Origin of the sequence: Massilia sp. UMI-21 (assembly GCA_015277795.1) — a bacterium.
Lineage (GTDB): Bacteria > Pseudomonadota > Gammaproteobacteria > Burkholderiales > Burkholderiaceae_D > Telluria.
This window is the reverse complement of the sequence record CP063848.1, coordinates 4,837,850-4,860,294: the sequence shown is the minus strand read 5'-3', so window position 1 is coordinate 4,860,294 and position 22,445 is coordinate 4,837,850. Positions and strand designations below refer to the sequence as shown.

The following is a 22,445-nucleotide window of genomic DNA, read 5'->3' as shown; positions in this document are numbered from 1 at the left end:
CTTACTCCTGGCCGCTACGCAGCGCGCGCACCGCGTTCAGCACCGGTTGCAGCACCGCGCCGCCCAGGCGGGCGCTGCGCGCGCCGTCCCAGCCCACTTGCGGGTCCGGGTCGTTGGCGTTGTCCTTGAACGGCAGTTCCAGGGTCAGCGACAGGCAACCGAAGGCGTGGGTGACGTGCGAGGAGCCCATGGTGAGGGTCTCGTCGGTGAACGGGGTCTGGCCGTAGCCGTGCACGTCCTGGAAGTCCGGGCTGGCGATCTTGAAGTCGTCGATGAAGCGCTGCTGCGCCGCCGCCTGGGCCTCGGTCCAGGTCGGGAGCGATTCGCTGCCGGCCACGAACACGTAGGGCAGGCCCTCGTCGCCGTGCACGTCCAGGCACAGGTCGACGCCGGTTTCGTGCATCTTCTTGAGCACCAGGAAGACTTCCGGGCTGCGCTCCATCGAGGGGTTCATCCACTCGCGGTTCAGGTTGGCGCCCGCCGCATTGGTGCGCAGGTTGCCGCGCACCGAGCCGTCCGGGTTCATGTTCGGCACCACGTAGAACACCGATTCCTTGAGCAGCTGGCGCCCGAACGGATGCGCCGGGTCGAGCAGGGCGTCGAGCATGCCTTCCACGAACCACTCGGCCATCGTCTCGCCCGGGTGCTGGCGTGCGATCACCCAGACCTTCTTCTTTTCGGGCGAGGGTTCGCCGATGACCAGCATGTTCAGGTCGCGGCCGTCGACGGTCGAGCCGAGGTCCAGCATGCGCACGTGCTCGGACATCTGGGCGCGGTCGAGCAGCTCCAGGTGGCGCTCCCACGAATACGGCTCGAAGTAGGCGTAGTAGACGCTGTCCATGCCCGGGCTGTGCTCGATGCTCATCACCTGGCCGTCGTACGAGGTCGGCACGCGGAACCAGTTCACGCGGTCGTAGCTGGCCATCGCCTGGTAGTCCTCCCAGCCGGCCGGATAGGCGGACTGGCCGGCGTTCAGGAAGCGGATCGTGCAGGCCTGGCCTTGCGCGCCCTGCAGGCGGAAGTAGAACCACTGGACGATGTTGGCGTGCGAATCCTTGCGGATGTTCAGGTCGATGGCGTTCGCGCTGGTGGCGTTCACGACCTCGATGGCGCCAGCGTCGAACTGGCTGCTGATCTTGATAGACATGGTGTGTCCTGTTGATGGGTGTTGGGTAAAAAGGCGATGATACCGTAAGGCTCAGGCGAGACCGCCGAAGCGCGCATGGAAATCGCTGTCCGCTTCCGGCGTCGATGCGTCTTCCTTGCGCAGCATCGTCATGATGTGTTCCTCGGACCGGGCATGGGTCAGCCGGTAGATGCGCCTGGCCAGCTCGTAGGCGTCGCTGCCCGGCCACGGACCCGGCAGCAGCGCGAGCGGCAGCATCGGGTCGTGCAGCTGCACCCGCCGGTAGGCGTGGATCAGCAGGCTGCGGATGGCGAAGGCGTCTTGCGGGGCGATGCCGGCGCGCTCTTCCAGCAGTGCTGCCACCGGCGTGAAACCGTCGATGAACTGGCGGTAGGCCGCGACCACGCTGGAGAGGTCCCAGGCATCGCCCGCCAGTTCCGGCAGCGGACGCGCGCCGACGCCCGGCAGCTCGGCCGCATCGCACACGAAGACCTTGTCCACGGCGCCGGCGCGCGCCAGCAGTTCGCGCAGGGTGTCGCGGTCGGGAGCCGGATGGGCCATCACGCCCGAGGCCAGCATCGCGAAACCTTCCCATTCCAATTCCTTGCGCAGCAGCGCGCGCAGGTCGCCGTCGATGCTGCTGGCGGGCGCCAGCACGAAGGTCCAGCGGCCGTCCCAGTGCAAGCCCGGCGGCGAATAGATGCGGCGATTGGCGCGCTCGAAGCGCGGCAGGGCTGCCGGATCGAGCGCGTAGCGGCTGCGCCGCCCTTCGCGGGTGGCCGCCAGCCAGCCCTCCTGCACCAGGCGGAACACGCTGGTGCGCACCAGCCGGTCGGATACGCCGAGCGGCGCCATCAACTCGATCATGCTGCCCAGCCAGAAGGCGCCGCCGTGCGGGGCGATGGCGTCGCCGCACAAGGTCATGACCAGGGATTTATGGCGGGGCGGGTCGGTCGTGAGGAAGTGGTCGATCCACTCGCCGCTGGTGAGTCTTGTCATGTTGGTAATGGTAGCAGAACGCCGCAATATGATTCAAAATTTTGGTGTACATCCAATTTTTTGTATCGTATTATGGTTTGAAGAAGTTCGCAACGGAGACCAGCATGTACGCACAGATGGTGGAGACCGGACTCAAGAAAGTCCGTACCGAAGAAGACATGAACGCCGAAGAAGCGGCGTTCCAGGCGCGCATCGACGCCGGCATCAAGATCGAGCCCAAGGACTGGATGCCCGAGGCCTACCGCAAGACCCTGATTCGCCAGATCTCGCAGCACGCGCACAGCGAGATCGTCGGCCAGCTGCCGGAAGGGAACTGGGTCACGCGCGCCCCGACGCTGCAGCGCAAGTCGGTCCTGCTGGCCAAGATCCAGGACGAGGCCGGCCACGGCCTGTACCTGTACAGCGCCGCCGAAACCCTGGGCGTGTCGCGCGACGAGCTGCTGCAGGCGCTGCACGCGGGCAAGGCGAAATACTCGAGCATCTTCAACTATCCGAGCCTGAGCTGGGCCGACATGGGCGCCATCGGCTGGCTGGTGGACGGCTCGGCCATCATCAACCAGATCCCGCTCTGCCGCTGCTCGTACGGCCCGTATGCGCGCGCCATGGTCCGCGTCTGCAAGGAAGAGTCCTTCCACGCGCGCCAGGGCTACGACATCATGATGGCCCTCGCCAAGGGCACGCCAGAACAGAAGGCGATGGCCCAGGATGCGCTGAACCGCTGGTGGTGGCCGTCCCTGATGATGTTCGGTCCGTCGGACGCCGAGTCGGTCAACAGCGCGCAGTCGACCGCCTGGCGCATCAAGCTGTTCTCGAACGACGAGCTGCGCCAGCGCATGGTCGACCAGACCGTGCCGCAGGCCGAATACCTGGGCCTGAGCATCCCCGACCCCGACCTGAAATGGAACGCAGAGCGCGGTTCCTACGATTTCGGCCCCATCGACTGGAGCGAGTTCTATAACGTCCTGAAGGGCAACGGCCCCTGCAACCGCGAGCGCCTGCGCACCCGCGTCAAGGCGTACGAAGACGGCGAATGGTTCCGCGACGCCCTGGTCGCCCACGCCGAGAAGAAAGCCGCAAAGCGGGTCGCGTAGGGTGGGCGGGTCTCCCGCCCGCGCGTTCAACCAGCCTACGCATGACCGCACAAGAATTACGGAGATAGAGAATGAGCAAAGAATGGCCCCTGTGGGAAGTCTTCATCCGCAGCCAGCACGGCCTGGCCCACAAGCACGTGGGCAGCCTGCACGCGCCTGACGCCGAGATGGCGGTCAACAACGCGCGCGACGTCTACACCCGTCGCAACGAAGGCGTCAGCATCTGGGTCGTGCGCGCCCAGGACATCGTGGCCAGCAGCCCGAACGACAAGGAAGCCCTGTTCGAGCCGGCCAACAGCAAGGTATACCGCCACCCGACCTTCTTCCCGATGCCGGAAGAAGTCAAGAACCTGTAAGCCCCGCCATGGAAGCAAAAATCGCGTATCTGCTGCGCCAGGGCGACAACGCCCTGATCCTGTCGCAGCAACTGTGCCAGCTGTGCGGCAAGGGACCGGCGCTGGAAGAAGACATGGCGCTGTCGAACGTCGCGCTCGACCTGCTGGGCCAGACCCGCATGTGGCTCACCTATGCCGGCGAACTGGAAGGCAAAGGCCGCGACGAAGACCGCCTGGCCTTCCACCGCGACGCCCACGACTACCGCAACTGCCTGCTGGTCGAGCAGCCCAACGGCAGCTATGCCGAGGTCGTCATGCGCCAGTTCCTGTTCGATACCTGGCACTACTTCCTGATGGACGGCCTGACCCGCTCGAGCGACGCGCGCATCGCCGAGATCGCGCACAAGTCGATCAAGGAAGTCACCTACCACCTGCGCCGATCCGGCGACCTGGTGGTGCGCCTGGGCGACGGCACCGATGTCAGCCACGCCAGGATGCAGGCCGCGCTGGACGAGCTGTGGATGTACAGCGGCGAGATGTTCCTCTACGACGCGGTCGACAACGCGATGGTGGAGCAGGGTGTCGCCCCGGCCGTCGAATCGCTGCGCAAGGACTGCTTCGACCACATGGCCGAAGTGTTCGCGGAAGCCACGCTCGCCATGCCGTCGCCGGACGCGTACATGCAGCGCGGCGGCAAGCAGGGACGCCATACCGAGCGCCTGGGCTACATCCTGGCCGAGATGCAGTTCCTGCAGCGCGCCTACCCGGGAGCGCAGTGGTAATGAGCGCGGTCGGCGTCGACTTGGAGCAGGTCTGGAGCTGGCTCGGCGAAGTCGCCGATCCGGAGATCCCGGTCATCTCGGTGGTCGACCTCGGCATCGTGCGCGAGGTCGCCTTCGATGGTGACGCTTGCGTGGTGACCATCACGCCGACCTATTCGGGCTGCCCGGCGATGCAGGTGATCGCCGAAGCGGTGAAACAGGCCTTGCAGGCGCACGGCCTGGAGCAGGTGCGCATCGTCAGCCGCCTGGCGCCCGCCTGGACCACCGATTGGATGAGCGACGCCGGCAAGGCCGCCCTCAAGGGCTACGGCATCGCGCCGCCGGTGCAGCAGGCGATCGACATCAGCGGCCTGCATGCCGGCATCCGCCGCCGCGCCGCGCCCGAGGTGGCCTGCCCGCACTGCGGCTCGGCGCACACCCAGCTGACCAGCGAATTCGGCTCGACGCCATGCAAGGCGCTGTACAAGTGCCTCGACTGCCGCGAGCCTTTCGATTACTTCAAGTGCCACTGAGAGCACAACGAGACCGATGAGCAAATTCTATCCACTGAACGTGGCCAAGGTGAAGCAGGAGACCCGCGACGCCATCGCCGTCACCTTCGACGTCCCGGCCGAACTGAAACCGGCGTTCGCCTACCAGCAGGGCCAGCACCTGACCCTGCGCGCGATGATCGACGGCGAAGACGTGCGCCGTTCCTATTCGATCTGTTCGGCGGTGCAGGACGATACCCTGCGCGTCGCGATCAAGCGGGTGGCCGGCGGCCAGTTCTCGACCTGGGCCAACGAACACCTGAAGCCCGGCGTCACCCTCGAGGTGATGCCGCCGATGGGCCACTTCAACGTGGCGCTCGACCCGCAGAGCGAGCGCCACTACCTCGCTTTTGCTGCCGGCAGCGGCATCACGCCGATCCTGTCGATCGTGAAAACCACGCTCCAGGCCGAGCCGAAGAGCCGCTTCACCATCGTCTACGGCAACCGCGCCTCGTCGAGCGTGATCTTCCGCGATGAGCTGACCGACCTCAAGGACACCTACATGGACCGGCTCAAGCTGGTGTATGTGATGAGCCGCGAGCAGCAGGACATCGAACTCTTCAACGGCCGCATCACCGAAGAGAAATGCGGCCTGTTCCTGCGCCACTGGATCGACATCGAGGACATCGACGTGGCTTTCATCTGCGGCCCCGAAGACATGATGCACGGCGTGTCGCGGTCGCTGCAGGCGGCCGGGCTGGCGAAAGAGCAGATCCGCATCGAGCTGTTCGCGGCCAGCATCCCCAAGCACGAGCACAAGCCGCGCAGGGTGGAAGCCGGGCAGCAGCACCTGACCGAAGTCACCGTCATCATGGACGGCAGCGCGGCCAGCTTCACGATGGACAAGGACAAGGAATCCATCCTCGACGCCGGCCTGCGCGCGGGCATCGACATGCGCTACTCCTGCAAGGGCGGCGTGTGCTCGACCTGCCGCTGCAAGGTGCTCGACGGGCAGGTGGAGATGGACGTCAACTACGCGCTGGAAGATTACGAAGTCGCGCGCGGGTTCGTGCTCAGCTGCCAGAGCTTCCCGATCAGCGACAAGGTCGTGGTCGACTTCGACATCGCCGAATAGGCGCGGCGCTTGCCTGCACCGTTTGCTTAAAGACCGTCATCCCGGCGAAGGCCGGGATCCAATTGGACGTTCGTAGCTCGGCAACGAACCTGGATTCCCGCCTTCGCGGGAATGACGGAGCATAGGACAACAATAAGACTTGGAGACAACCATGAGCTACGAATCCATCCAGTTCAAGATCGAGAACGGCATCGCCCTCCTGACCCTGAACCGCCCCGACCGCCTGAACAGCTTCACCCAGGCCATGCACCTCGAAGTGCGCGACGCCCTCGACAAGCTGCAGGCCGACAAATCCGTGCGGGTGCTGGTGCTGACCGGCGCCGGCCGCGGTTTCTGCGCCGGCCAGGACCTGCAAGACCGCGCCGTGGCGCCGGGCGCACCCGGCGTCGACCTGGGCGAATCGGTCGAGAAGTTCTACGCCCCGCTGGTGCTGACGCTCAAGTCGCTGCCGATGCCGGTGATCTGCGCGGTCAACGGCGTGGCCGCCGGCGCCGGCGCCAACCTGGCCCTGGCCTGCGACATCGTGCTGGCCGCGAAATCGGCCAGCTTCATCGAAGCCTTCTGCAAGCTCGGGCTGATCCCCGACACCGGCGGCACCTGGCACCTGCCGCGCCTGATCGGCCCGGCGCGCGCCACCGGGCTGGCCATGCTGGGCGAGAAGCTCACCGCCGAGAAGGCCGAGCAATGGGGCCTGATCTGGGCCTGCGTGCCCGACGACGCGCTGATGGACCAGGCCATGGCCATGGCCGAGCACTTCGCCGCCGCGCCGACCCGCGGCCTGGCCTTCACCAAGAAAGCCCTGCAGGCCAGCTGGTCCAACACCCTGCCGGAACAGCTCAAGCTCGAAGGCGAGATGATGCGCGAACTGGGCTACAGCCACGACTACCGCGAAGGCGTCGCCGCCTTCATCGCCAAGCGTCCGGCGCACTTCAAGGGAGAATAAGAACATGCAGGCACTTCCGAAAAACAGCATCGTCGCCGTCGTCGGCAGCGGCGCCATGGGTGCCGGCATCGCGCAAGTAGCCGCCAGCGCGGGCCACCAGGTGCTGCTGTTCGACACCCGGCCCGAAGCGGCCGACAAGGCGATTGCCGGCATCGACAAGGCCTACGCCAGGCTGGTCGAGAAAGGCCGCATGCGCCTCGAGGACGCGGAGGCGGCGTGTGCGCGCCTGAAGCGCATCGGCACGCTGCAGGAAGCCGGCGCCGCCGCGCTGGTGGTCGAAGCCATCGTCGAGAACCTGGACGCCAAGCGCGCCCTGTTCGGCGAACTGGAAACCATCGTCGGCGACGACTGCATCCTGGCCACCAATACATCGTCGATCTCGGTCACCGCCATTGCCGCCCCGCTGCACCGTCCGGAGCGCCTGGTCGGCATGCACTTCTTCAACCCGGTGCCGCTGATGGCGCTGGTGGAGGTCATCAGCGGCATCGCCACCGACAAGGGTGTGGCCGACACGGTCCACGCCACCGCCGAAGCCTGGGGCAAGAACCCGGTGCATGCGAAGTCGACGCCCGGCTTCATCGTCAACCGCGTGGCCCGTCCGTATTACGCGGAAAGCCTGCGCCTGCTGCTGGAACAGGCCGGCGACCCGGCCACCATCGACGCCGTGCTGCGCGACTGCGGCGGTTTCCGCATGGGTCCCTTCGAGCTGATGGACCTGATCGGCCACGACGTCAACTTCTCGGTCACGAACTCGGTCTACCAGGCCTATTTCGGCGACCCGCGCTTCACGCCCTCGATCCTGCAGCAGGAACTGGTCAATGCCGGCTTCCTGGGCCGCAAGACCGGCCGCGGCTTCTACCGCTACGGCGAAGGCGTCGAGAAGCCGGCCGCACAGGCCGAAGCGCCGCAAGCGAGGCCGGCATCGGTGTCGATCGTCGGTGGCGAATCCGGCATGATCGCCCCACTCGCGGCGCGCCTTGCCGCTGCCGGTTACGCGCTGCCGCACGAAGAGGCCCTCGACAATACGCCGGGCTTCGTGTGCCAGGGCGCAGCCGTGTATCTCACCGATGGCCGCAGCGCCACGGAGCGCGCCGCCGAGAGCTGGCACGACGACACCGTCGTCTACGACCTGCTGCTGGACCCGGCCGGCGCCACCCGCATCGCGCTGGCGCGCGCCGACCAGTGCAGCGAGGCCGCTTACAACGCCGTGGTCGGCCTGTTCCAGGCCGCCGGCTTCGCCGTTACCCGGCTCGACGACGTGCCCGGCATGGCTGTGATGCGCACCGTCGCCATGCTGGCCAACGAGGCTGCCGACGCCGTCAACCAGGGTGTGTGCGACGCGCGCGCAGTCGACATCGCGATGCAGAAAGGGGTGAACTACCCGCGCGGCCCGCTCGCCTGGGCCGACAGCGTCGGGCTGGAGCACATCGTCGCCGTGCTGTCGAACCTGGCCGCCACCTATGGCGAAGACCGCTACCGGGTCTCGCCGCTGTTGCGCCGCAAGCTGGCCGCCAATCCGCACGGAGCGCGCTTCCATGCATAGCGATCGGCACGGCGAACTGCAGGCGCTGGCCGAGCTGGCCGGCAAGACCATGTACGAACGCGACCCGGCCAGCCAGGCGCTGGGCATGACGCTCGACGAGATCCGCCCCGGCTATGCGCGCATGTCGATGCGGGTGCGCGCCGACATGCTCAATGGGCACGCGACCTGCCACGGCGGCTACATCTTCATGCTGGCCGACAGCGCCTTTGCGTTTGCCTGCAATTCGCACAATTTCAATACCGTGGGCGCCGGCTGCACCATCGATTACCTGTCGCCCGGACGCGCGGGCGACGTGCTGGTGGCCGAAGCGGTGGAGCAGGCCCTGCAGGGCAAGACCGGCGTCTACGACATCAAGGTCACCAACCAGGAGGGACGCGGCGTGGCGCTGTTCCGCGGCAAGTCGCACCGGGTTAGCGGCATGGTGGCAGACGCCGGCGCTTAAGGATCGTGCAAGACGACGAGGAGGTCGAGATGGTACAACGCGCATTTTCCAAGGCTCCGGCACCGGAAGAGCTGGAACCGATCGAACGCGCCAGCCGCGACGAGCTGCAGGCCCTGCAGCTGGAGCGCCTGAAGTGGTCGCTGCGCCACGCCTACGAGAACGTGCCGCACTACCGCGCCGCCTTCGACGCCGCCGGCGTGCACCCCGATGACCTGAAGTCGCTGGCCGACCTGGCGAAGTTCCCCTTCACCGACAAGAAGACCCTGCGCGACAACTACCCCTTCGGCCTGTTCGCGGTGCCGCGCGAGCAGGTGGTGCGCATCCACGCCTCGAGCGGCACCACCGGCAAGGCCACCGTGGTCGGCTATACCCAGAAGGACATCGACACCTGGGCCGGCGTGGTGGCGCGCTCGATCCGCGCCGCCGGCGGACGAGCCGGCGACATGGTGCACATCTCCTACGGCTACGGCCTGTTCACCGGCGGCCTGGGCGCGCACTATGGCGCCGAACGGCTCGGCTGCACGGTGATCCCGATGTCCGGCGGGCAGACCGAGAAGCAGGTGCAGCTGATCCAGGATTTCAAGCCCTCGATCATCATGGTCACGCCCTCGTACATGCTGAACATCGTCGAGGAGTTCGCGCGCCAGGGAATCGACCCGGCCACGTCATCGCTCAAGGTCGGCATCTTCGGGGCCGAGCCCTGGACCGACGCCATGCGCCGCGAGATCGAAGCGCGCGCCGGCATCGACGCGGTCGACATCTACGGCCTGTCGGAAGTGATGGGGCCGGGCGTGGCCAGCGAGTGCATCGAGAGCAAGGACGGCCCGACCATCTGGGAAGACCATTTCTACCCCGAGATCATCGACCCCGATACCGGCGAAGTGCTGCCGGACGGCGCGGAGGGCGAACTGGTGTTCACCTCGCTCACCAAGGAAGCGCTGCCGATCATCCGCTACCGCACGCGCGACCTGACCCGCCTGCTGCCGCCGACTTCGCGTTCGATGCGCAGGATTAGCCGCATCACCGGCCGCTCGGACGACATGCTGATCATCCGCGGCGTGAACGTGTTCCCGAGCCAGATCGAGGAACTGATATTGAAGATGCCGGCGCTTGCGCCGCAGTACCAGCTGGTGGTGGAACGAAGCGGCCACCTCGACACGCTGGAAGTGCTGGGCGAACTACGTGACGGCGCCCTGTCGCAGGACGACGTGGAACTGCTGTGCCGCGAACTCCAGCACCGCATCAAGACCATTGTGGGCGTGAGCACGCGCGTGACGCTCGCCCCGCCAGGCGGCATCGAGCGCACCCTGACCGGCAAGGCCCGTCGGGTGGTCGACCGGCGCCCCAAGAATTGAATAGAACATCGAGGAGACACCATGACTGACGCATTCATCTGCGACGCCATCCGCACCCCCTTCGGCCGCTACGGCGGCTCGCTGTCGAGCGTGCGCGCCGACGACCTGGGCGCGCTGCCCATCGCCGCGCTCATCGCGCGCAACAAGGACGTGGACTGGGGCGCAGTGGACGACCTGTTCTACGGCTGCGCCAACCAGGCCGGCGAAGACAACCGCAACGTCGGCCGCATGGCCGCGTTGCTGGCGGGCCTGCCGCCCGAGGTGCCGGCCAACACCATCAACCGCCTGTGCGGCTCGGGCATGGACGCGGTCGGCACCGCCGCCCGCGCCATCCGCGCCGGCGAAGCACACCTGATCATCGCCGGCGGCGTCGAGAGCATGACCCGCGCTCCCTTCGTGATGGCCAAGGCCGACAGCGCCTTCTCGCGCGCGGCGAAGATCGAAGACACCACCCTCGGCTGGCGCTTCGTCAATCCGCTGATGAAAGCAAAGTACGGCATCGACTCGATGCCCGAAACCGCCGAGAACGTCGCGATGGAGTTCAACATCGATCGCGCCGACCAGGACGCCTTTGCCCTGCGCAGCCAGCAGCGCTGGGCGCGCGCGCAGCTTGATGGCTTCTTCAAGGACGAGATCGTGCCGGTCACGATCCATGGCAAGAAGGGCGAGTCGCGCGTGTTCGACACCGACGAGCAGCCGCGCGAGACCAGCATGGAAGCACTGGCGAAACTGAAGGGCGTGGTCAAGCCCGAGGGCACGGTCAGCGCCGGCAACGCATCGAGCCTGAACGACGGCGCCTGCGCCTTGTTGCTGGCCTCGGAGACGATGGCCGCGCGCAACGGCCTGGTTCCGCGCGCGCGCGTGGTCGGCATGGCCACCGCGGGCCTGGCGCCGCGCATCATGGGCTTCGGCCCGTCGCCGGCCGTGAAGAAGCTCTTGAAGCAGACCGGCCTGCGGCTCGACCAGATGGACGTCATCGAACTGAACGAAGCCTTCGCTGCCCAGGGCCTGGCCGTGATGCGCGATCTGGGCCTGCCCGACGACGCGGCCCATGTGAACCCGAACGGCGGCGCGATCGCGCTCGGCCATCCGCTGGGCGCCTCGGGCGCCCGCCTGGTGACCACGGCCGTCAACCAGCTGCACCGCACGGGCGGCCGCTACGCGCTGTGCACCATGTGCATCGGCGTCGGCCAGGGCATCGCCCTGATCGTCGAGCGGGTGTAGGCATGGTCAAGGTGTACGAGATCGACGGCGTGCGGCCGGTGGTGCATCCGAGTGCCTACGTGCATCCGAGCGCGGTCCTGATCGGCGACGTGATCGTCGGCCCGCGCTGCTACATCGGCCCGCTGGCCTCGATGCGCGGCGACTTCGGCCGACTGGTGCTGGAAGAGGGCGCCAACCTGCAGGATACCTGCGTGATGCACGGCTTCGCCGGCGAGGACACCGTGGTCGAGGTCGACGGCCACATCGGCCACGGCGCGGTGCTGCACGGCTGCCGCATCAAGCGCAACGCGATGGTGGGCATGAATGCGGTGGTGATGGACAAGGCGGTGGTCGGCGAAGAATCGATCGTCGCCGCCATGAGCTTCGTGAAGGCCGGGATGATCATCCCGCCGCGCAGCATGGTGATGGGCACGCCCGCGAAAATCATGCGTGAACTCACCGATGACGACGTGCGGTGGAAGAGCTTCGGCACGCGCCAGTACCACGAGCTGAACGTGCGCTCGCTGCAGGGCATGCGCGAGGTCGAGGCGCTGAGCGAGGTCGAGCCGAACCGCAAGGGCATCGAATTCGACCCCAGCGGCATGCACAAACCGAAAACCTGAAGAGACAAGAACGGAGACGAACAAGATGGGCAACATCGCAACCCTGCAAAGCCTGATCGCCGGCCGCTGGCATGGGACTGAAGCACACACGCCGCTGCACAGCGCGCTGAACAACGAACTCATCTATCACACCCACGCCGAGAAGATCGACTTCGACGAAGCCGTCACCTATGGCCGCAAGACCGGCATCCCGGCCCTGATGGCGCTCGACTTCCAGCAGCGCGCCCAGCGCCTGAAGGCCCTGGCCATGTACATGATGGAGCGCAAGGAAGAACTGTACGAGATCTCGCATCTCACCGGCGCCACCCGCCCGGACAGCTGGGTCGACGTCGAAGGCGGCATCGGCACCCTGTTCGCCTACGCCAGCATGGGCGGCCGCGAGCTGCCGTCCTCGAACGTGCTGCACGAAGGTCCGGCGATCGCCCTGGGCAAGCGCGGCGGCTTCGCCGGCACCCACATCCTGGTGCCGCGCGGCGGCCTTGCCGTGCACATCAACGCCTTCAACTTCCCGATCTGGGGCATGCTGGAAAAATTCGCGCCGAGCTTCCTGGCCGCGATGCCCTGCATCGTCAAGCCGGCCACCGCCACCAGCTACCTGACCCAGGCCACCGTCAAGATGATGATGGAATCGAAGCTGCTGCCGGAAGGCGCGCTGCAGCTGGTCATCGGTTCCACCGGCGACCTGCTCGATCGCCTGGGCGGCTTCGACGCGGTCACCTTCACCGGCTCGGCCGACACCGCCGCCAAGCTGAAGGCCAACCCGAACCTGATCCGCGAATCGGTGCCGTTCACCGCCGAAGCCGACTCGCTGAACTGCGCCATCCTGGCGCCGGACGTGACGCCCGACGACCCCGAATTCGACCTGTTCGTGAAGGAAGTCGCGCGCGAGATGACCGGCAAGGCGGGCCAGAAGTGCACCGCGATCCGCCGCGTCATCGTGCCCGAGCAGCATGCCGATGCCGTGGGCGCGCGCCTGCGCGAGCGCCTGACCAGGATCACGGTCGGCAACCCGAAGGTCGAGGGCGTGCGCATGGGGGCGCTGGCCTCGATGGACCAGCACCGCGACGTGTCGGAACGCGTCGAGATGCTGGCGCGCGGTAATGAAGTGTTGTTCAGCGCCCGCGACGGTTTCAGCCCGGTGGGCGAGGGCGCAGCTAGCGGCGCCTTCTTCGCGCCGACCCTGCTGCTGTGCCGGAATGCGATGGTCAACGACGCCGTGCACGACATCGAAGCCTTCGGCCCGGTCAGCACGATGATGACCTACCGCGACATCGACGAAGCCCTGCATTTGGCCGCGCGCGGCAAGGGCAGCCTGGTGACGACGCTGGTGACCAGGGACCCGGCGATTGCCGCCCATGCGGTGCCGGTCGCCGCTGCCTCGCACGGCCGGGTGCACATTCTCGAGCGCGAATCGGCGGTGGATTCCACCGGCCACGGCTCGCCGCTGCCGCAACTGAAGCACGGCGGCCCGGGCCGCGCCGGCGGCGGCGAGGAGCTGGGCGGCATCCGCGCCGTGAAACACTTCCTGCAGCGCGCCGCGGTGCAGGGCTCGCCCACCATGCTGACTGCCGTGACGGGCGAGTACGTGCGCGGCGGCGCGGTCAAGGAAACGGAAGTGCACCCCTTCCGCCGCTGGTTCGAAGACCTGGAAGTGGGCCACTCGCTGCTGACCCACCGCCGCACCGTGAGCGAAGCCGACATCGTCAATTTCGGCGGCGTCTCGGGCGACTACTTCTACATGCACTTCGACGAGATCGCGGCCAAGGACACCCAGTTCGGCAAGCGCATCGCGCACGGCTACTTCGTGCTGTCGGCGGCGGCGGGCCTGTTCGTGTCGCCGGCGCCGGGCCCGGTGCTGGCCAACTACGGCCTGGACAACCTGCGCTTCGTGGCCCCGGTGGCGATCGGCGACACCATCCGCGCACGCCTCACCTGCAAGCGCAAGGTCGACCGCAACCGTGTCGACGAGCAGGGCCGCGGCCAGGGCGTGGTGGCCTGGGACGTGCAGGTAACGAATCAACACGACGAACTGGTGGCGAGTTACGATATCCTGACGCTGGTACAAAAGCGCGGCTGATTGCCGGCCCGCGGGCGGCGTTGCCGCCTGCGGAACCAACCATGGAGAGCATCGCATGTCGAGACTGGACCTGAGCAGCATTCCCGTACTGAAAGGCACCGGCTACCCCGAGCCCTTCGCCGAACTGGTGGATGGACGCACCAGGCAGGCACTGGGCGACGCCGGCGGCCTGAGCCAGTTCGGCGTCAACCTGGTCGAGCTCCAGCCCGGCGCGGCGTCCTCGCAGCGTCACTGGCACTCGCACGAGGACGAATTCGTCATGGTTGTCTCGGGCGAACTGGTGCTGGTCACCGACGAGGGCGAGACCCTGATGCGCGCAGGCGACTGCGCGGCCTTCCCGGCAGGAAAGCCAAACGGGCACCACCTGGTCAACCGCAGCTGGGGGCAGGGCGTGTTCGTGTGCGTGGGTTCGCGCATCAAGGAAGATACGGCGACCTATCCCGACATCGACCTGCACTACGACGGCGCCACCGGGACCTATTCGCACAAGGATGGCAGCCCGTATCCGCCCAAGTCGCCGCCCGGCTGATCGATTCAGCCCGGTTGCGCTCAGCGGAGTTTCCTGGCGTAGCGCGCGCGGATGTGCTGGCTGACGAAGGTCGATAGCCCGCGGCCTTCGCGGGCCAGTTCCTGCATCCTGGCAATGTTTTCTGCCCCGGCGCTGCGCTCGGTGTACAGATAGCGCTCGCCGCCCCTGAACTCGATGGTGATCGCGTCCTGGCCGATGTCGTAGGCGACCACGCCGGAGTCGCCGCTCATGTTGCGATAGCGGTGCATGCGCAGCTCCATGGAGTTCTTCGATACCATCGATGTGGGGTGCGTCCGCCTCGGTACAAGATCAGTGGCCGATCTTGCGCTGCACCTTCAGCCATCCACTTTCCGTCCGCACGGCAATCAAATCGGCGTAGTCCGGCACCGGGGCCGAGCGCGTCTCGACCGGATGCGTGTGCGTCGCGGTGACCACAATGCTGTCCATGCCGGCGCTTTCCGCCGCGGCCAGGCCGATCGGCGTGTCTTCGAACACCAGGCAATCCTGCGGCGCCACGCCCAGCTTCTGCGCGCCCAGCAGGAAGGGATCGGGCGCCGGCTTGCCGTGCTTCACGTCTTCGGCCGAGATCAGCAGCGGCGGCAGCGGCAGGCCGGCGGCGGCGATGCGTGCCGTGGCCAGGGCGCGCGAGGCCGAGGTGACGATGGCCCAGCGCTCGAGCGGCAGGCTGGCCAGGAAGCGGCCCACACCGGCAATCTCTTCGATGTCGGCCACGTCCTCGATCTCGGCCAGCGCGATGCCCAGCGCCTCGGCCACCGGATCGACGCCGGGCAGGCCGAGATTGCGGATGCTGTCCTCGGTGCGCTTGCCATGGATGGTCGGCACGAAGCTGACCGGGTCGAGCCCATGGCGCAGCGCCCAGGCGGTCCAGACCCGCTCGGCGGACTTGATCGAGGTCAGGATGGTGCCATCCATGTCGAACAGGAAGGCGGCGTATTCCCGCGAGGGCAGGACTTTGGGATTGGTGGGTGTCACGATTGCAGGCTCGTCGTCGATGATGATCGTGCAGCATAGCGCAATCGGCGCGAGGCTCTCGCCCGCCAGTCCGGCAGGGCGCGGAACGATACACGCCCGCGCCTTCGAATACACGATGACATGACGCGCATCGTCCATTCTCCCGCTGGTTGAACGCGCGGACGGCGAAGCCGTCCACCCTACGAACAACGGGGGGGCACACGCCCCCCACGGCATCACTCCGCGAGTTGCTTGCGCACCCGCTCGATCGCCTTGCGCACCTGGTTCGGCGCGGTGCCGCCCACGTGGTCGCGCGCCGCCACCGAGCCTTCGAGCGTGAGCACCGCAAACACGTCCTGTTCGATCAGCGGCGAGAATTCGCGCAGCTGTTCCAGCGACATCTCCGACAGGTCGCACCTGGCGCTGTCGCAGGCGCGCACCGCGTGCGCCACGGCTTCGTGGGCGTCGCGGAAGGGCAGGCCCTTCTTGACCAGGTAGTCGGCCAGGTCGGTGGCGGTGGCGTAGCCCTGCAGCGCGGCGGCGCGCATGTTCTCGGCCTTGACCGTGATGCCGCCCGCCATGTCGGCGAAGATGCGCAAGGTGTCGACGACCGTGTCGACCGTGTCGAACAGCGGCTCCTTGTCTTCCTGGTTGTCCTTGTTGTAGGCCAGCGGCTGGCCTTTCATCAGGGTCAGCAGGCCGTTCAGGTGACCATAGACGCGGCCGGTCTTGCCGCGCGCCAGTTCCGGCACATCCGGGTTTTTCTTCTGCGGCATGATCGACGAACCGGTGCAGAAACGGTCGGCGATGTCGATGAAGCCGATGCGCGGGCTCATCCACATGACCAATTCTTCCGAGAAACGCGAGACATGCATCATGATCAAGGAGGCCGCTGCCGTGAATTCGATCGCGAAATCGCGGTCCGAGACGGCGTCCAGCGAGTTGTGGCACACGTCCTCGAAGCCCAGGGTCCTGGCCACGCGCAGGCGGTCGATCGGGAAGGTGGTGCCGGCCAGGGCGGCGGCGCCCAGCGGCAGGCGGTTGACGCGGCGGCGCGCATCCTGCATGCGCTCGGCATCGCGGCCGAACATCTCGACATAGGCCAGCATGTGGTGGCCGAAGGTGATCGGTTGCGCCACCTGCAGGTGGGTAAAGCCCGGCATGATGGTGTCGAAGTGGCGCTCGGCGAGATCGGTCAGCGCGCCGCGCAGGCCGGCGAGCAGGCCCAGGATGTCGTCGATGGCGGCGCGCACGTACAGGCGGATGTCGGTGGCCACCTGGTCGTTGCGCGAACGGCCCGTGTGCAGGCGCTTGCCGGCGTCGCCCACCAGTTCGGTCAGGCGTTTTTCGATGTTCAGGTGCACGTCTTCCAGGTCGAGCAGCCATTCGAAGCTGCCGGCCTCGATCTCGCTCTTGATCTGGGCCATGCCGCGTTCGATGTCGGCGCGGTCCTGGGCGCTGATGATGCCCTGTGCGGCCAGCATCTCGGCGTGGGCCAGCGAACCCTGGATGTCGAAGGGCGCCAGGCGCTTGTCGAAGAACACCGAGGCGGTGTAGCGCTTGACGAGGTCGGACACCGGTTCGGAGAAGCGCGCCGACCAGGCTTCGGCTTTCTTGGAAAATTGTTCGTTCATGGTGGGATCCCTGTTGGTATCCGAAGATTATAACTGTCCTGAAGAACCCCATCCGGGGTGGATGACAAGCGCGCGGAAATGCGCAATGATGTGCGCAATTATTCAAACAATGACAACAATAAGGGGGAGACATGCAAGCATTGACCCAGCTTAGGCGGGCATCGGCACTGGCACTGGCACTGGGCGCGCCGGCGGCGCTGGCGCAGCAGGCCGCGCCGGCCACGCCCACCGCGGTGGCCGCACCGGCGGCACCGGCCGCCGCCGGTACGCTCGCCGCCGGTACGCCCGCTGCCGGTACGCCCGCCGCCCGCGCCGCCGACGTCGCCTCGATCGACGCCATCATCGCCGCGCTCTACGACGTCATCTCGGGGCCGGCCGGCGCGCCACGCGATTGGGACCGCATGCGTTCGCTGTTCGCGCCCGAAGGCCGGATGGGCGCGGTCGGCATGCGCCCGGATAGCAGCTTTGTCTTCCGCGCCATGTCGCCGGACGACTATATTGCCCGCAATTCCAAGGCCTTCGCCACCACGGGCTTCTTCGAATCCGAAAAGGCGCGCACCACCGAGATCTTCGGCCAGATCGCCCACGTCTTCAGCACCTATGAAGCGCGTCACGCCAGGGACGAGGCCCAGCCCTTCATGCGCGGCATCAACAGTATCCAGTTGATCCACGACGGCAAGCGCTGGTACGTGCTGAGCCTGGTCTGGCGCGCCGAAGACGCCAAGCTGCAGCTGCCGGAGCGCTACCTGCGCAATGGCTGAGCAGTAGGCAAACGATGCCCGCGCGCGCCGTTCAATTGAAACTTAGGCATCCAGAAACGGCGCTAGAATTGGTTTTTAAGCCAGATTCACCGCTTCCATGATTACCAACGATTCAAGCTTCCAGGTCAGTACCGACCAGTCGCGGTTGGACCTCCCGATGATCCACCGCTTCCTGAGCGAACAGTCCACCTGGGCCGTCGGCATCGCGCGCCCCATCGTCGAGCGCGCCATCGAGAATTCGCTGTGCTTCGGCGGCTACCTCGACGGGCGCCAGATCGCGTTCGCGCGCGTGGTCACCGACTACGCCACCTTCGCCAACCTGGTGGACGTGTTCGTGGTGCCGGAATACCGCGGCCGCGGCTACGGCAAGCAGCTGATCGGCGTGGTGCTGCGCCATCCCAGCCTGCAGAAGCTGCGCCGCTTCACGCTCCACACCACCGATTCGCACAGCCTGTACGAGCGCTTCGGTTTCACCGCGCCCCAGCGTCCCGAGACGGTCATGGAGCGTTACTTTCCGAACATATATTTGTCCTGAGCATACTCAACACGGCGACGCGCTTCTCGAATCAGGCTTACGATAGTCTGAAACGAGAGGAAGTCGTATGTTCCGCGCCGTCGTCCAGCTTGCCGTCCGTGCCCTGCTTGCCCTTGCTGTGCTGGGCGGGCAGGTGCTTGCGGCGGCCGACGCGCCGCAGCCCAAGGGCGCGCTCGTCATCATTGGCGGCGCCTTGCGCGCCGATAATGCCCCCGTGTGGGAGCGCATGGTCCAGCTGGCGGGCGGCAAGGGCGCGCGCATCGCCGTATTCGCCTCCGCATCCATCCATCCCGAGCGATCGGGCAAATTCTACGTCGAGCGTTTCGAGCAGTACGGGGCGAAAGCCTTTTTCGTGCCGGTCGCCGAGCGGCTGAGCGGCACCGATTATCGCGCGGCCGCCGACGATCCGGCACTGGCCGCCATGGTCCGCTCGGCCGGCGGCGCCTTCTTCTCCGGCGGCGACCAGAACCGCATCACGCGCGCGCTGCGCCGCGCCGACGGCAGCAATACGCGCATGCTCGACGCCTTGTGGGACATGTACCGGCGCGGCGGCGTCATCGCCGGCACCAGCGCCGGCGCCGCCATCATGAGCAGCACCATGTTCGGGCATCCCAAACCGGTGCTGGCCACGCTCAAGCTCGGCCTCGACGACGACACGGAAGTCGCGCCGGGCCTGGGTTTCATCGGCGACGACGTCTTCATCGACCAGCACCTGCTGGTGCGCGGCCGCTTTGCGCGCATGGTGCCGGCCATGCTCAAGAAGGGCTACAAGCTGGGCCTGGGCATCGACGAGAACACGGCCATGGTGGTGGGGCCGAATCGCGAGGTCGAAGTGCTCGGCTACCGCGGCGCCCTGCTGGTCGACCTGGCGAAGGCGGCGCCGCAGGACGGCCCGAAGGGAGGGCCACTGAGCGTCAGCAACGTACGCCTGAGCTACCTGGACAACGGCGACCGCTTCCACCTCGTCACGCACGCCTTCACGCCCTCGGCCGACAGGATCGGCAACCTGGTCGACCCGGCCGAGCCCTATTACCGTTATCCGATATTCTCGGCCGACATCCTCGGCAACAGCACGGTGGTGGACCTGATGGCCAAGCTGATCGACAGCGACCAGCCGGAGGCCATTGGCCTGTCGCTCGACAGCCCGGACAGCGCGCAGCCCGACCTCGGCTTCGAGTTCAAGCTCACGCGCACCCGCGACAGCGTCGGCTACCTGTCCTCGATCACCGAGCAGTACTCGGTCTACAACGTGCGGCTCGACATCCGGCCGATCGTGGTGCAGCGGCCGCTGTACCAGTACCGGCAGCGCGATACCGTGGCGGGTGCGGGTGCGGGCGCGGGCGCGGCGACTAGCCGGGTAGATGCTGCCAGGTGAGGTCGAAACCGGCTTCGGTGATGATCGCGCGTGCGCTCTCGAGCAAGCGCAGCGCACCGACCGTCAGCGGCGCGCGGTGCATCAGCGCGATGCGTACCTTCCTTCCCGCCGCTTCCGGATACGCTGCCAGCAGCTCGCCGCTCTCGATGAACGCCAGGTAGACGTTGAGTTTTTCCTGGAGCGCCGCGAAGTGGCCGGCGTCCGCCTCCCATGGGAGATGATCGGCGATCGTCAGCACGATCGCGTTCGCCTCGTGGTCGACGGCGATGAAGTCGACCACGCGCGGATTGTCGACGCTCATTGGACATTCCTTTGCTTGTTGCTGTCACGGGCAGCTTGCATTATCCGGCTTTTCGAGCAGGGCCATGGCGCCGCATTACAATGGCAGGTCTTCCCGTACGAGGACCGACCATGACCCGTTTCGCCTCCCGCATGCTTGCCGCCGCACTGGTACTGGCACTTGCCGCCGGCAGTGCCTGCGCCGCCCAGCCGGCCACCGTCCGCGTCGACTACACCCACAGCGGCAATGCCTTGAGCGACCACTATGCCCTCGAGCGCATCGTCATCGAGCCGCTGCCCTGGCCCGGCAACACCGCACGCAACTTCGACGACAGCAACCGCGGCCAGAACCGGGTCGAGGTGGTCGATGCCAGGACCGGCGAGCTGCTGTATTCGCGCGACTTCTCGACCATCTTCGGCGAGTGGCGCACGACCGAGGAGGCGGGCAAGATCAGCCGCAGCTTCCAGGAATCGGTACGCTTTCCCAGCCCCGAGCGCCCGGTGCGCGTGCGCATCCTCAAGCGCGACGAACGCAACGCATTCTCGCTGGCCTGGAGCGTCGAGATCGACGCCAACGCGCCGGAGGTGGTCAGGAAGCAGCCGCCGGCGCCAGCCAAGCCGATCCCGATCCACGTCAGCGGTCCATCGCCCGACAAGGTCGACCTCCTGATCCTGGGCGACGGCTACACGGGTACGGAACTGCAGAAGTTCGAGGCCGACGCGCGCCGCTTGAGCCAGCACCTGTTCACGGTCTCGCCCTTCCGCGAGCGCGCGCGGGACTTCAATGTGTGGGCGCTGGCCGTGCCGACCCCGCAGTCCGGCATCAGCCGCCCATCCACGGGCGTGCACCATGCATCGGCCCTGGGCACCCGCTACGACATCTTCGGCAGCGAGCGCTACGTGCTCACGCTCGACAACCGCGCCCTGCGCGACATCGCCCAGCACGCGCCCTACGAGTTCATCGAGATCCTGGTCAACAACGAGACCTACGGCGGCGGCGGCATCTTCGGCCAGTTCAGCACCGCGGCGGCCGGCAACGCCTGGGCCAACTACCTGTTCGTGCACGAATTCGGGCATCACTTCGCGGGGCTGGCCGACGAGTACTACACTTCGCCGGTGGCCTATGCCGCCGCCGGCACCCGCATGGAACCCTGGGAGCCGAACGTCACCGCGCTGCGCGACCCGGCCAACATCAAGTGGCAGCGCCACGTCAAGGCCGGCACCCCGCTGCCGACGCCGTGGCCGAAGGCCGACTACGAGGCGGCCTCGCGGGCCTACCAGAAAAAGCGCACGGCGCTGCGCGCGGCCGATCGCCCGGAGTCGGAGATGAATGCGCTGTTTCGCGAAGACCTGAAGGCCACGCAGGCGCTGTTCGCCGGCCAGCCATACCGCGGCGCGGTCGGCGCCTTCGAGGGCGCGAACTACGAAGCGCGCGGCTACTACCGGCCGACGATGCAGTGCCTGATGTTCGACCGAAGCGAGGCCTTCTGCCCGGTGTGCCAGGACGGCATCACCGACATCATCGACCTGTATGCGGGGAAAGCTCGGCAGTAAAGTTTGCTTACAAAGTGCCCGGGGTCTAAGTGGGTTGGCTAACAGACCCGGTGCGTGGGGAATCCGTATTCTGGAACTGTAGTCAGACATACAACAAGGCGCAGACAAGCCGATCTGCGCGACCACTCACCGGAAAGGAAACACCATGAGCAAACTGATCGCCACCCTGATCGCCACCATGAGCGCCGGCCTGCTGGCCGCCGCCGCCAACGCCCAGACCATGCCCACGCCGGCTGCCACCAAGGCCGTCGTCAAGGCCGAAGCCGCGGCCGAGAAAGATATCGCCAAGGCCGAAGCCAAGGAAGTGAAGACCGCGGCCAAGGTCGACGAACGCGTCAGCAAGGCGGTGTCCAAGGCCAACGAGAAGAAGGCCGAAGCCCACGCCGACGCGGTCGAAGCCCATGCCGAGGCGGCCGAGAAAATCGCCAAGGCCGATCCGGAAGACCGCGCCAAGGCCATCGCCAAGGCCGAGGAAAAGATCGCCGACGCCAATCTGAAGGCCGACAAGAAGATGATCAAGGCCGACGAGAAGCTGCTCAAGACCCAGGTCGACGCGGCCGCCGACAAGGCGACGGCCGCGGCCAAGACCGAGCAGGTGCGTGCTGAAGCCATGGCCGACGTGCACAAGGCGGCGGCGAAGCACTGAGCTGTCGTGCTGTAACGGAAACGCCGGCGTTCAAGC

24 protein-coding genes are annotated in these 22,445 nt (G+C 66.8%); 18 read left to right on the top strand and 6 right to left on the bottom strand.

The window, feature by feature from the left end:
* Position 1 precedes the first annotated feature (1 nt).
* A complete protein-coding gene (locus IM543_21345; GenBank protein QOY94028.1) occupies positions 2-1,147 on the bottom strand; it encodes a hypothetical protein in 1,146 nt (381 codons plus the stop codon).
* Between the two features lie 51 nt (positions 1,148-1,198).
* On the bottom strand, positions 1,199-2,125 hold the full coding sequence (gene paaX, locus IM543_21340; GenBank protein ID QOY94027.1) for a phenylacetic acid degradation operon negative regulatory protein PaaX: 927 nt from the start codon (positions 2,123-2,125) through the stop codon (positions 1,199-1,201).
* Positions 2,126-2,229: 104 nt separating this feature from the next.
* Here paaX and paaA point away from each other — a divergent pair, with 104 nt between their 5' ends.
* The 13 genes from paaA (at position 2,230) to IM543_21275 (ending at position 14,653) form a co-directional block, all read left to right on the top strand.
* Positions 2,230-3,216 carry a 1,2-phenylacetyl-CoA epoxidase subunit A gene (gene paaA, locus IM543_21335; GenBank protein ID QOY94026.1) on the top strand — a complete coding sequence of 329 codons (987 nt, stop codon included), beginning with the start codon at positions 2,230-2,232 and terminating at the stop codon, positions 3,214-3,216.
* Between the two features lie 71 nt (positions 3,217-3,287).
* On the top strand, positions 3,288-3,572 hold the full coding sequence (gene paaB, locus IM543_21330) for a 1,2-phenylacetyl-CoA epoxidase subunit B (protein QOY94025.1): 285 nt from the start codon (positions 3,288-3,290) through the stop codon (positions 3,570-3,572).
* A gap of 8 nt (positions 3,573-3,580) precedes the next feature.
* The gene (gene paaC, locus IM543_21325) at positions 3,581-4,333 is read left to right on the top strand and encodes a phenylacetate-CoA oxygenase subunit PaaC (GenBank protein QOY94024.1); all 753 of its coding nucleotides are present in this window, start codon (positions 3,581-3,583) and stop codon (positions 4,331-4,333) included.
* Entirely contained in the window at positions 4,333-4,845 is a 513-nt protein-coding gene (gene paaJ / locus IM543_21320; GenBank protein ID QOY94023.1) for a phenylacetate-CoA oxygenase subunit PaaJ, read from the top strand. The genes paaC (IM543_21325) and paaJ overlap by 1 nt, the downstream gene beginning before the upstream one ends.
* A gap of 16 nt (positions 4,846-4,861) precedes the next feature.
* Positions 4,862-5,938, top strand: a complete 1,077-nt coding sequence (paaK, locus tag IM543_21315; protein QOY94022.1) for a phenylacetate-CoA oxygenase/reductase subunit PaaK — start codon at positions 4,862-4,864, stop codon at positions 5,936-5,938.
* Between the two features lie 151 nt (positions 5,939-6,089).
* Positions 6,090-6,881, top strand: a complete 792-nt coding sequence (locus tag IM543_21310; GenBank protein ID QOY94021.1) for a 2-(1,2-epoxy-1,2-dihydrophenyl)acetyl-CoA isomerase — start codon at positions 6,090-6,092, stop codon at positions 6,879-6,881.
* 4 nt (positions 6,882-6,885) lie between these two features.
* On the top strand, positions 6,886-8,424 hold the full coding sequence (gene paaC / locus IM543_21305; GenBank protein ID QOY94020.1) for a 3-hydroxyacyl-CoA dehydrogenase PaaC: 1,539 nt from the start codon (positions 6,886-6,888) through the stop codon (positions 8,422-8,424).
* Positions 8,417-8,866 (top strand): hydroxyphenylacetyl-CoA thioesterase PaaI, encoded by a 450-nt coding sequence (gene paaI, locus IM543_21300; protein QOY94019.1) that lies wholly within the window; start codon positions 8,417-8,419, stop codon positions 8,864-8,866. The genes paaC (IM543_21305) and paaI overlap by 8 nt, the downstream gene beginning before the upstream one ends.
* A 29-nt stretch (positions 8,867-8,895) precedes the next feature.
* Complete coding sequence (gene paaF / locus IM543_21295) at positions 8,896-10,221, top strand: phenylacetate--CoA ligase (GenBank protein QOY94018.1); 1,326 nt, start codon at positions 8,896-8,898, stop codon at positions 10,219-10,221.
* A gap of 21 nt (positions 10,222-10,242) precedes the next feature.
* Complete coding sequence (gene pcaF / locus IM543_21290; protein QOY94017.1) at positions 10,243-11,445, top strand: 3-oxoadipyl-CoA thiolase; 1,203 nt, start codon at positions 10,243-10,245, stop codon at positions 11,443-11,445.
* 2 nt (positions 11,446-11,447) lie between these two features.
* The gene (locus IM543_21285) at positions 11,448-12,047 is read left to right on the top strand and encodes a phenylacetic acid degradation protein PaaY (GenBank protein QOY94016.1); all 600 of its coding nucleotides are present in this window, start codon (positions 11,448-11,450) and stop codon (positions 12,045-12,047) included.
* 25 nt (positions 12,048-12,072) lie between these two features.
* On the top strand, positions 12,073-14,124 hold the full coding sequence (gene paaZ / locus IM543_21280) for a phenylacetic acid degradation bifunctional protein PaaZ (GenBank protein QOY94015.1): 2,052 nt from the start codon (positions 12,073-12,075) through the stop codon (positions 14,122-14,124).
* Positions 14,125-14,179: 55 nt separating this feature from the next.
* A complete protein-coding gene (locus IM543_21275) occupies positions 14,180-14,653 on the top strand; it encodes a cupin domain-containing protein (protein ID QOY94014.1) in 474 nt (157 codons plus the stop codon).
* A 20-nt stretch (positions 14,654-14,673) separates the two neighbouring features.
* On the opposite strand, the gene IM543_21270 is transcribed toward IM543_21275, so the two are convergent.
* The 3 genes from IM543_21270 to argH all read right to left on the bottom strand — a co-directional run bounded on the left by IM543_21270 (position 14,674) and on the right by argH (position 17,259).
* Entirely contained in the window at positions 14,674-14,901 is a 228-nt protein-coding gene (locus tag IM543_21270) for a hypothetical protein (GenBank protein QOY94013.1), read from the bottom strand.
* A gap of 61 nt (positions 14,902-14,962) precedes the next feature.
* On the bottom strand, positions 14,963-15,586 hold the full coding sequence (locus tag IM543_21265; protein ID QOY96799.1) for an HAD-IA family hydrolase: 624 nt from the start codon (positions 15,584-15,586) through the stop codon (positions 14,963-14,965).
* Between the two features lie 275 nt (positions 15,587-15,861).
* Complete coding sequence (argH, locus tag IM543_21260; GenBank protein ID QOY94012.1) at positions 15,862-17,259, bottom strand: argininosuccinate lyase; 1,398 nt, start codon at positions 17,257-17,259, stop codon at positions 15,862-15,864.
* A 329-nt stretch (positions 17,260-17,588) separates the two neighbouring features.
* On the opposite strand from argH, the gene IM543_21255 reads away from it, so the two are divergent.
* From IM543_21255 to IM543_21245, 3 genes are all read left to right on the top strand, one after another.
* A complete protein-coding gene (locus IM543_21255; protein QOY96798.1) occupies positions 17,589-18,020 on the top strand; it encodes a hypothetical protein in 432 nt (143 codons plus the stop codon).
* Between the two features lie 97 nt (positions 18,021-18,117).
* The gene (locus tag IM543_21250; GenBank protein QOY94011.1) at positions 18,118-18,555 is read left to right on the top strand and encodes a GNAT family N-acetyltransferase; all 438 of its coding nucleotides are present in this window, start codon (positions 18,118-18,120) and stop codon (positions 18,553-18,555) included.
* A gap of 67 nt (positions 18,556-18,622) precedes the next feature.
* Positions 18,623-19,930: a cyanophycinase gene (locus tag IM543_21245; protein QOY94010.1), complete on the top strand. Its 1,308-nt coding sequence runs from the start codon at positions 18,623-18,625 to the stop codon at positions 19,928-19,930.
* Here the strand turns inward: IM543_21245 and IM543_21240 are convergent.
* Positions 19,905-20,231 carry a hypothetical protein gene (locus IM543_21240; protein QOY94009.1) on the bottom strand — a complete coding sequence of 109 codons (327 nt, stop codon included), beginning with the start codon at positions 20,229-20,231 and terminating at the stop codon, positions 19,905-19,907. The two genes, IM543_21245 and IM543_21240, sit on opposite strands and share 26 nt — an antisense overlap.
* A 110-nt stretch (positions 20,232-20,341) precedes the next feature.
* Between IM543_21240 and IM543_21235 the strand changes: the two genes are divergently transcribed.
* Positions 20,342-21,763, top strand: coding sequence for a peptidase M64 (locus IM543_21235; protein QOY94008.1), 1,422 nt, complete (start codon positions 20,342-20,344; stop codon positions 21,761-21,763).
* Positions 21,764-21,908: 145 nt separating this feature from the next.
* Complete coding sequence (locus IM543_21230; GenBank protein ID QOY94007.1) at positions 21,909-22,409, top strand: hypothetical protein; 501 nt, start codon at positions 21,909-21,911, stop codon at positions 22,407-22,409.
* Positions 22,410-22,445: the final 36 nt, after the last annotated feature.

Coding starts and splice junctions, on each gene's coding strand:
- IM543_21345 (QOY94028.1), bottom strand. CDS start 1,147: ATGTCTATCAAGATCAGCAGCCAGTTCGACGCTGGCGCCATCGAGGTC.
- paaX (QOY94027.1), bottom strand. CDS start 2,125: ATGACAAGACTCACCAGCGGCGAGTGGATCGACCACTTCCTCACGACC.
- paaA (QOY94026.1), top strand. CDS start 2,230: ATGTACGCACAGATGGTGGAGACCGGACTCAAGAAAGTCCGTACCGAA.
- paaB (QOY94025.1), top strand. CDS start 3,288: ATGAGCAAAGAATGGCCCCTGTGGGAAGTCTTCATCCGCAGCCAGCAC.
- paaC (QOY94024.1), top strand. CDS start 3,581: ATGGAAGCAAAAATCGCGTATCTGCTGCGCCAGGGCGACAACGCCCTG.
- paaJ (QOY94023.1), top strand. CDS start 4,333: ATGAGCGCGGTCGGCGTCGACTTGGAGCAGGTCTGGAGCTGGCTCGGC.
- paaK (QOY94022.1), top strand. CDS start 4,862: ATGAGCAAATTCTATCCACTGAACGTGGCCAAGGTGAAGCAGGAGACC.
- IM543_21310 (QOY94021.1), top strand. CDS start 6,090: ATGAGCTACGAATCCATCCAGTTCAAGATCGAGAACGGCATCGCCCTC.
- paaC (QOY94020.1), top strand. CDS start 6,886: ATGCAGGCACTTCCGAAAAACAGCATCGTCGCCGTCGTCGGCAGCGGC.
- paaI (QOY94019.1), top strand. CDS start 8,417: ATGCATAGCGATCGGCACGGCGAACTGCAGGCGCTGGCCGAGCTGGCC.
- paaF (QOY94018.1), top strand. CDS start 8,896: ATGGTACAACGCGCATTTTCCAAGGCTCCGGCACCGGAAGAGCTGGAA.
- pcaF (QOY94017.1), top strand. CDS start 10,243: ATGACTGACGCATTCATCTGCGACGCCATCCGCACCCCCTTCGGCCGC.
- IM543_21285 (QOY94016.1), top strand. CDS start 11,448: ATGGTCAAGGTGTACGAGATCGACGGCGTGCGGCCGGTGGTGCATCCG.
- paaZ (QOY94015.1), top strand. CDS start 12,073: ATGGGCAACATCGCAACCCTGCAAAGCCTGATCGCCGGCCGCTGGCAT.
- IM543_21275 (QOY94014.1), top strand. CDS start 14,180: ATGTCGAGACTGGACCTGAGCAGCATTCCCGTACTGAAAGGCACCGGC.
- IM543_21270 (QOY94013.1), bottom strand. CDS start 14,901: ATGCACCGCTATCGCAACATGAGCGGCGACTCCGGCGTGGTCGCCTAC.
- IM543_21265 (QOY96799.1), bottom strand. CDS start 15,586: ATGGATGGCACCATCCTGACCTCGATCAAGTCCGCCGAGCGGGTCTGG.
- argH (QOY94012.1), bottom strand. CDS start 17,259: ATGAACGAACAATTTTCCAAGAAAGCCGAAGCCTGGTCGGCGCGCTTC.
- IM543_21250 (QOY94011.1), top strand. CDS start 18,118: ATGATTACCAACGATTCAAGCTTCCAGGTCAGTACCGACCAGTCGCGG.
- IM543_21245 (QOY94010.1), top strand. CDS start 18,623: ATGTTCCGCGCCGTCGTCCAGCTTGCCGTCCGTGCCCTGCTTGCCCTT.
- IM543_21240 (QOY94009.1), bottom strand. CDS start 20,231: ATGAGCGTCGACAATCCGCGCGTGGTCGACTTCATCGCCGTCGACCAC.
- IM543_21235 (QOY94008.1), top strand. CDS start 20,342: ATGACCCGTTTCGCCTCCCGCATGCTTGCCGCCGCACTGGTACTGGCA.
- IM543_21230 (QOY94007.1), top strand. CDS start 21,909: ATGAGCAAACTGATCGCCACCCTGATCGCCACCATGAGCGCCGGCCTG.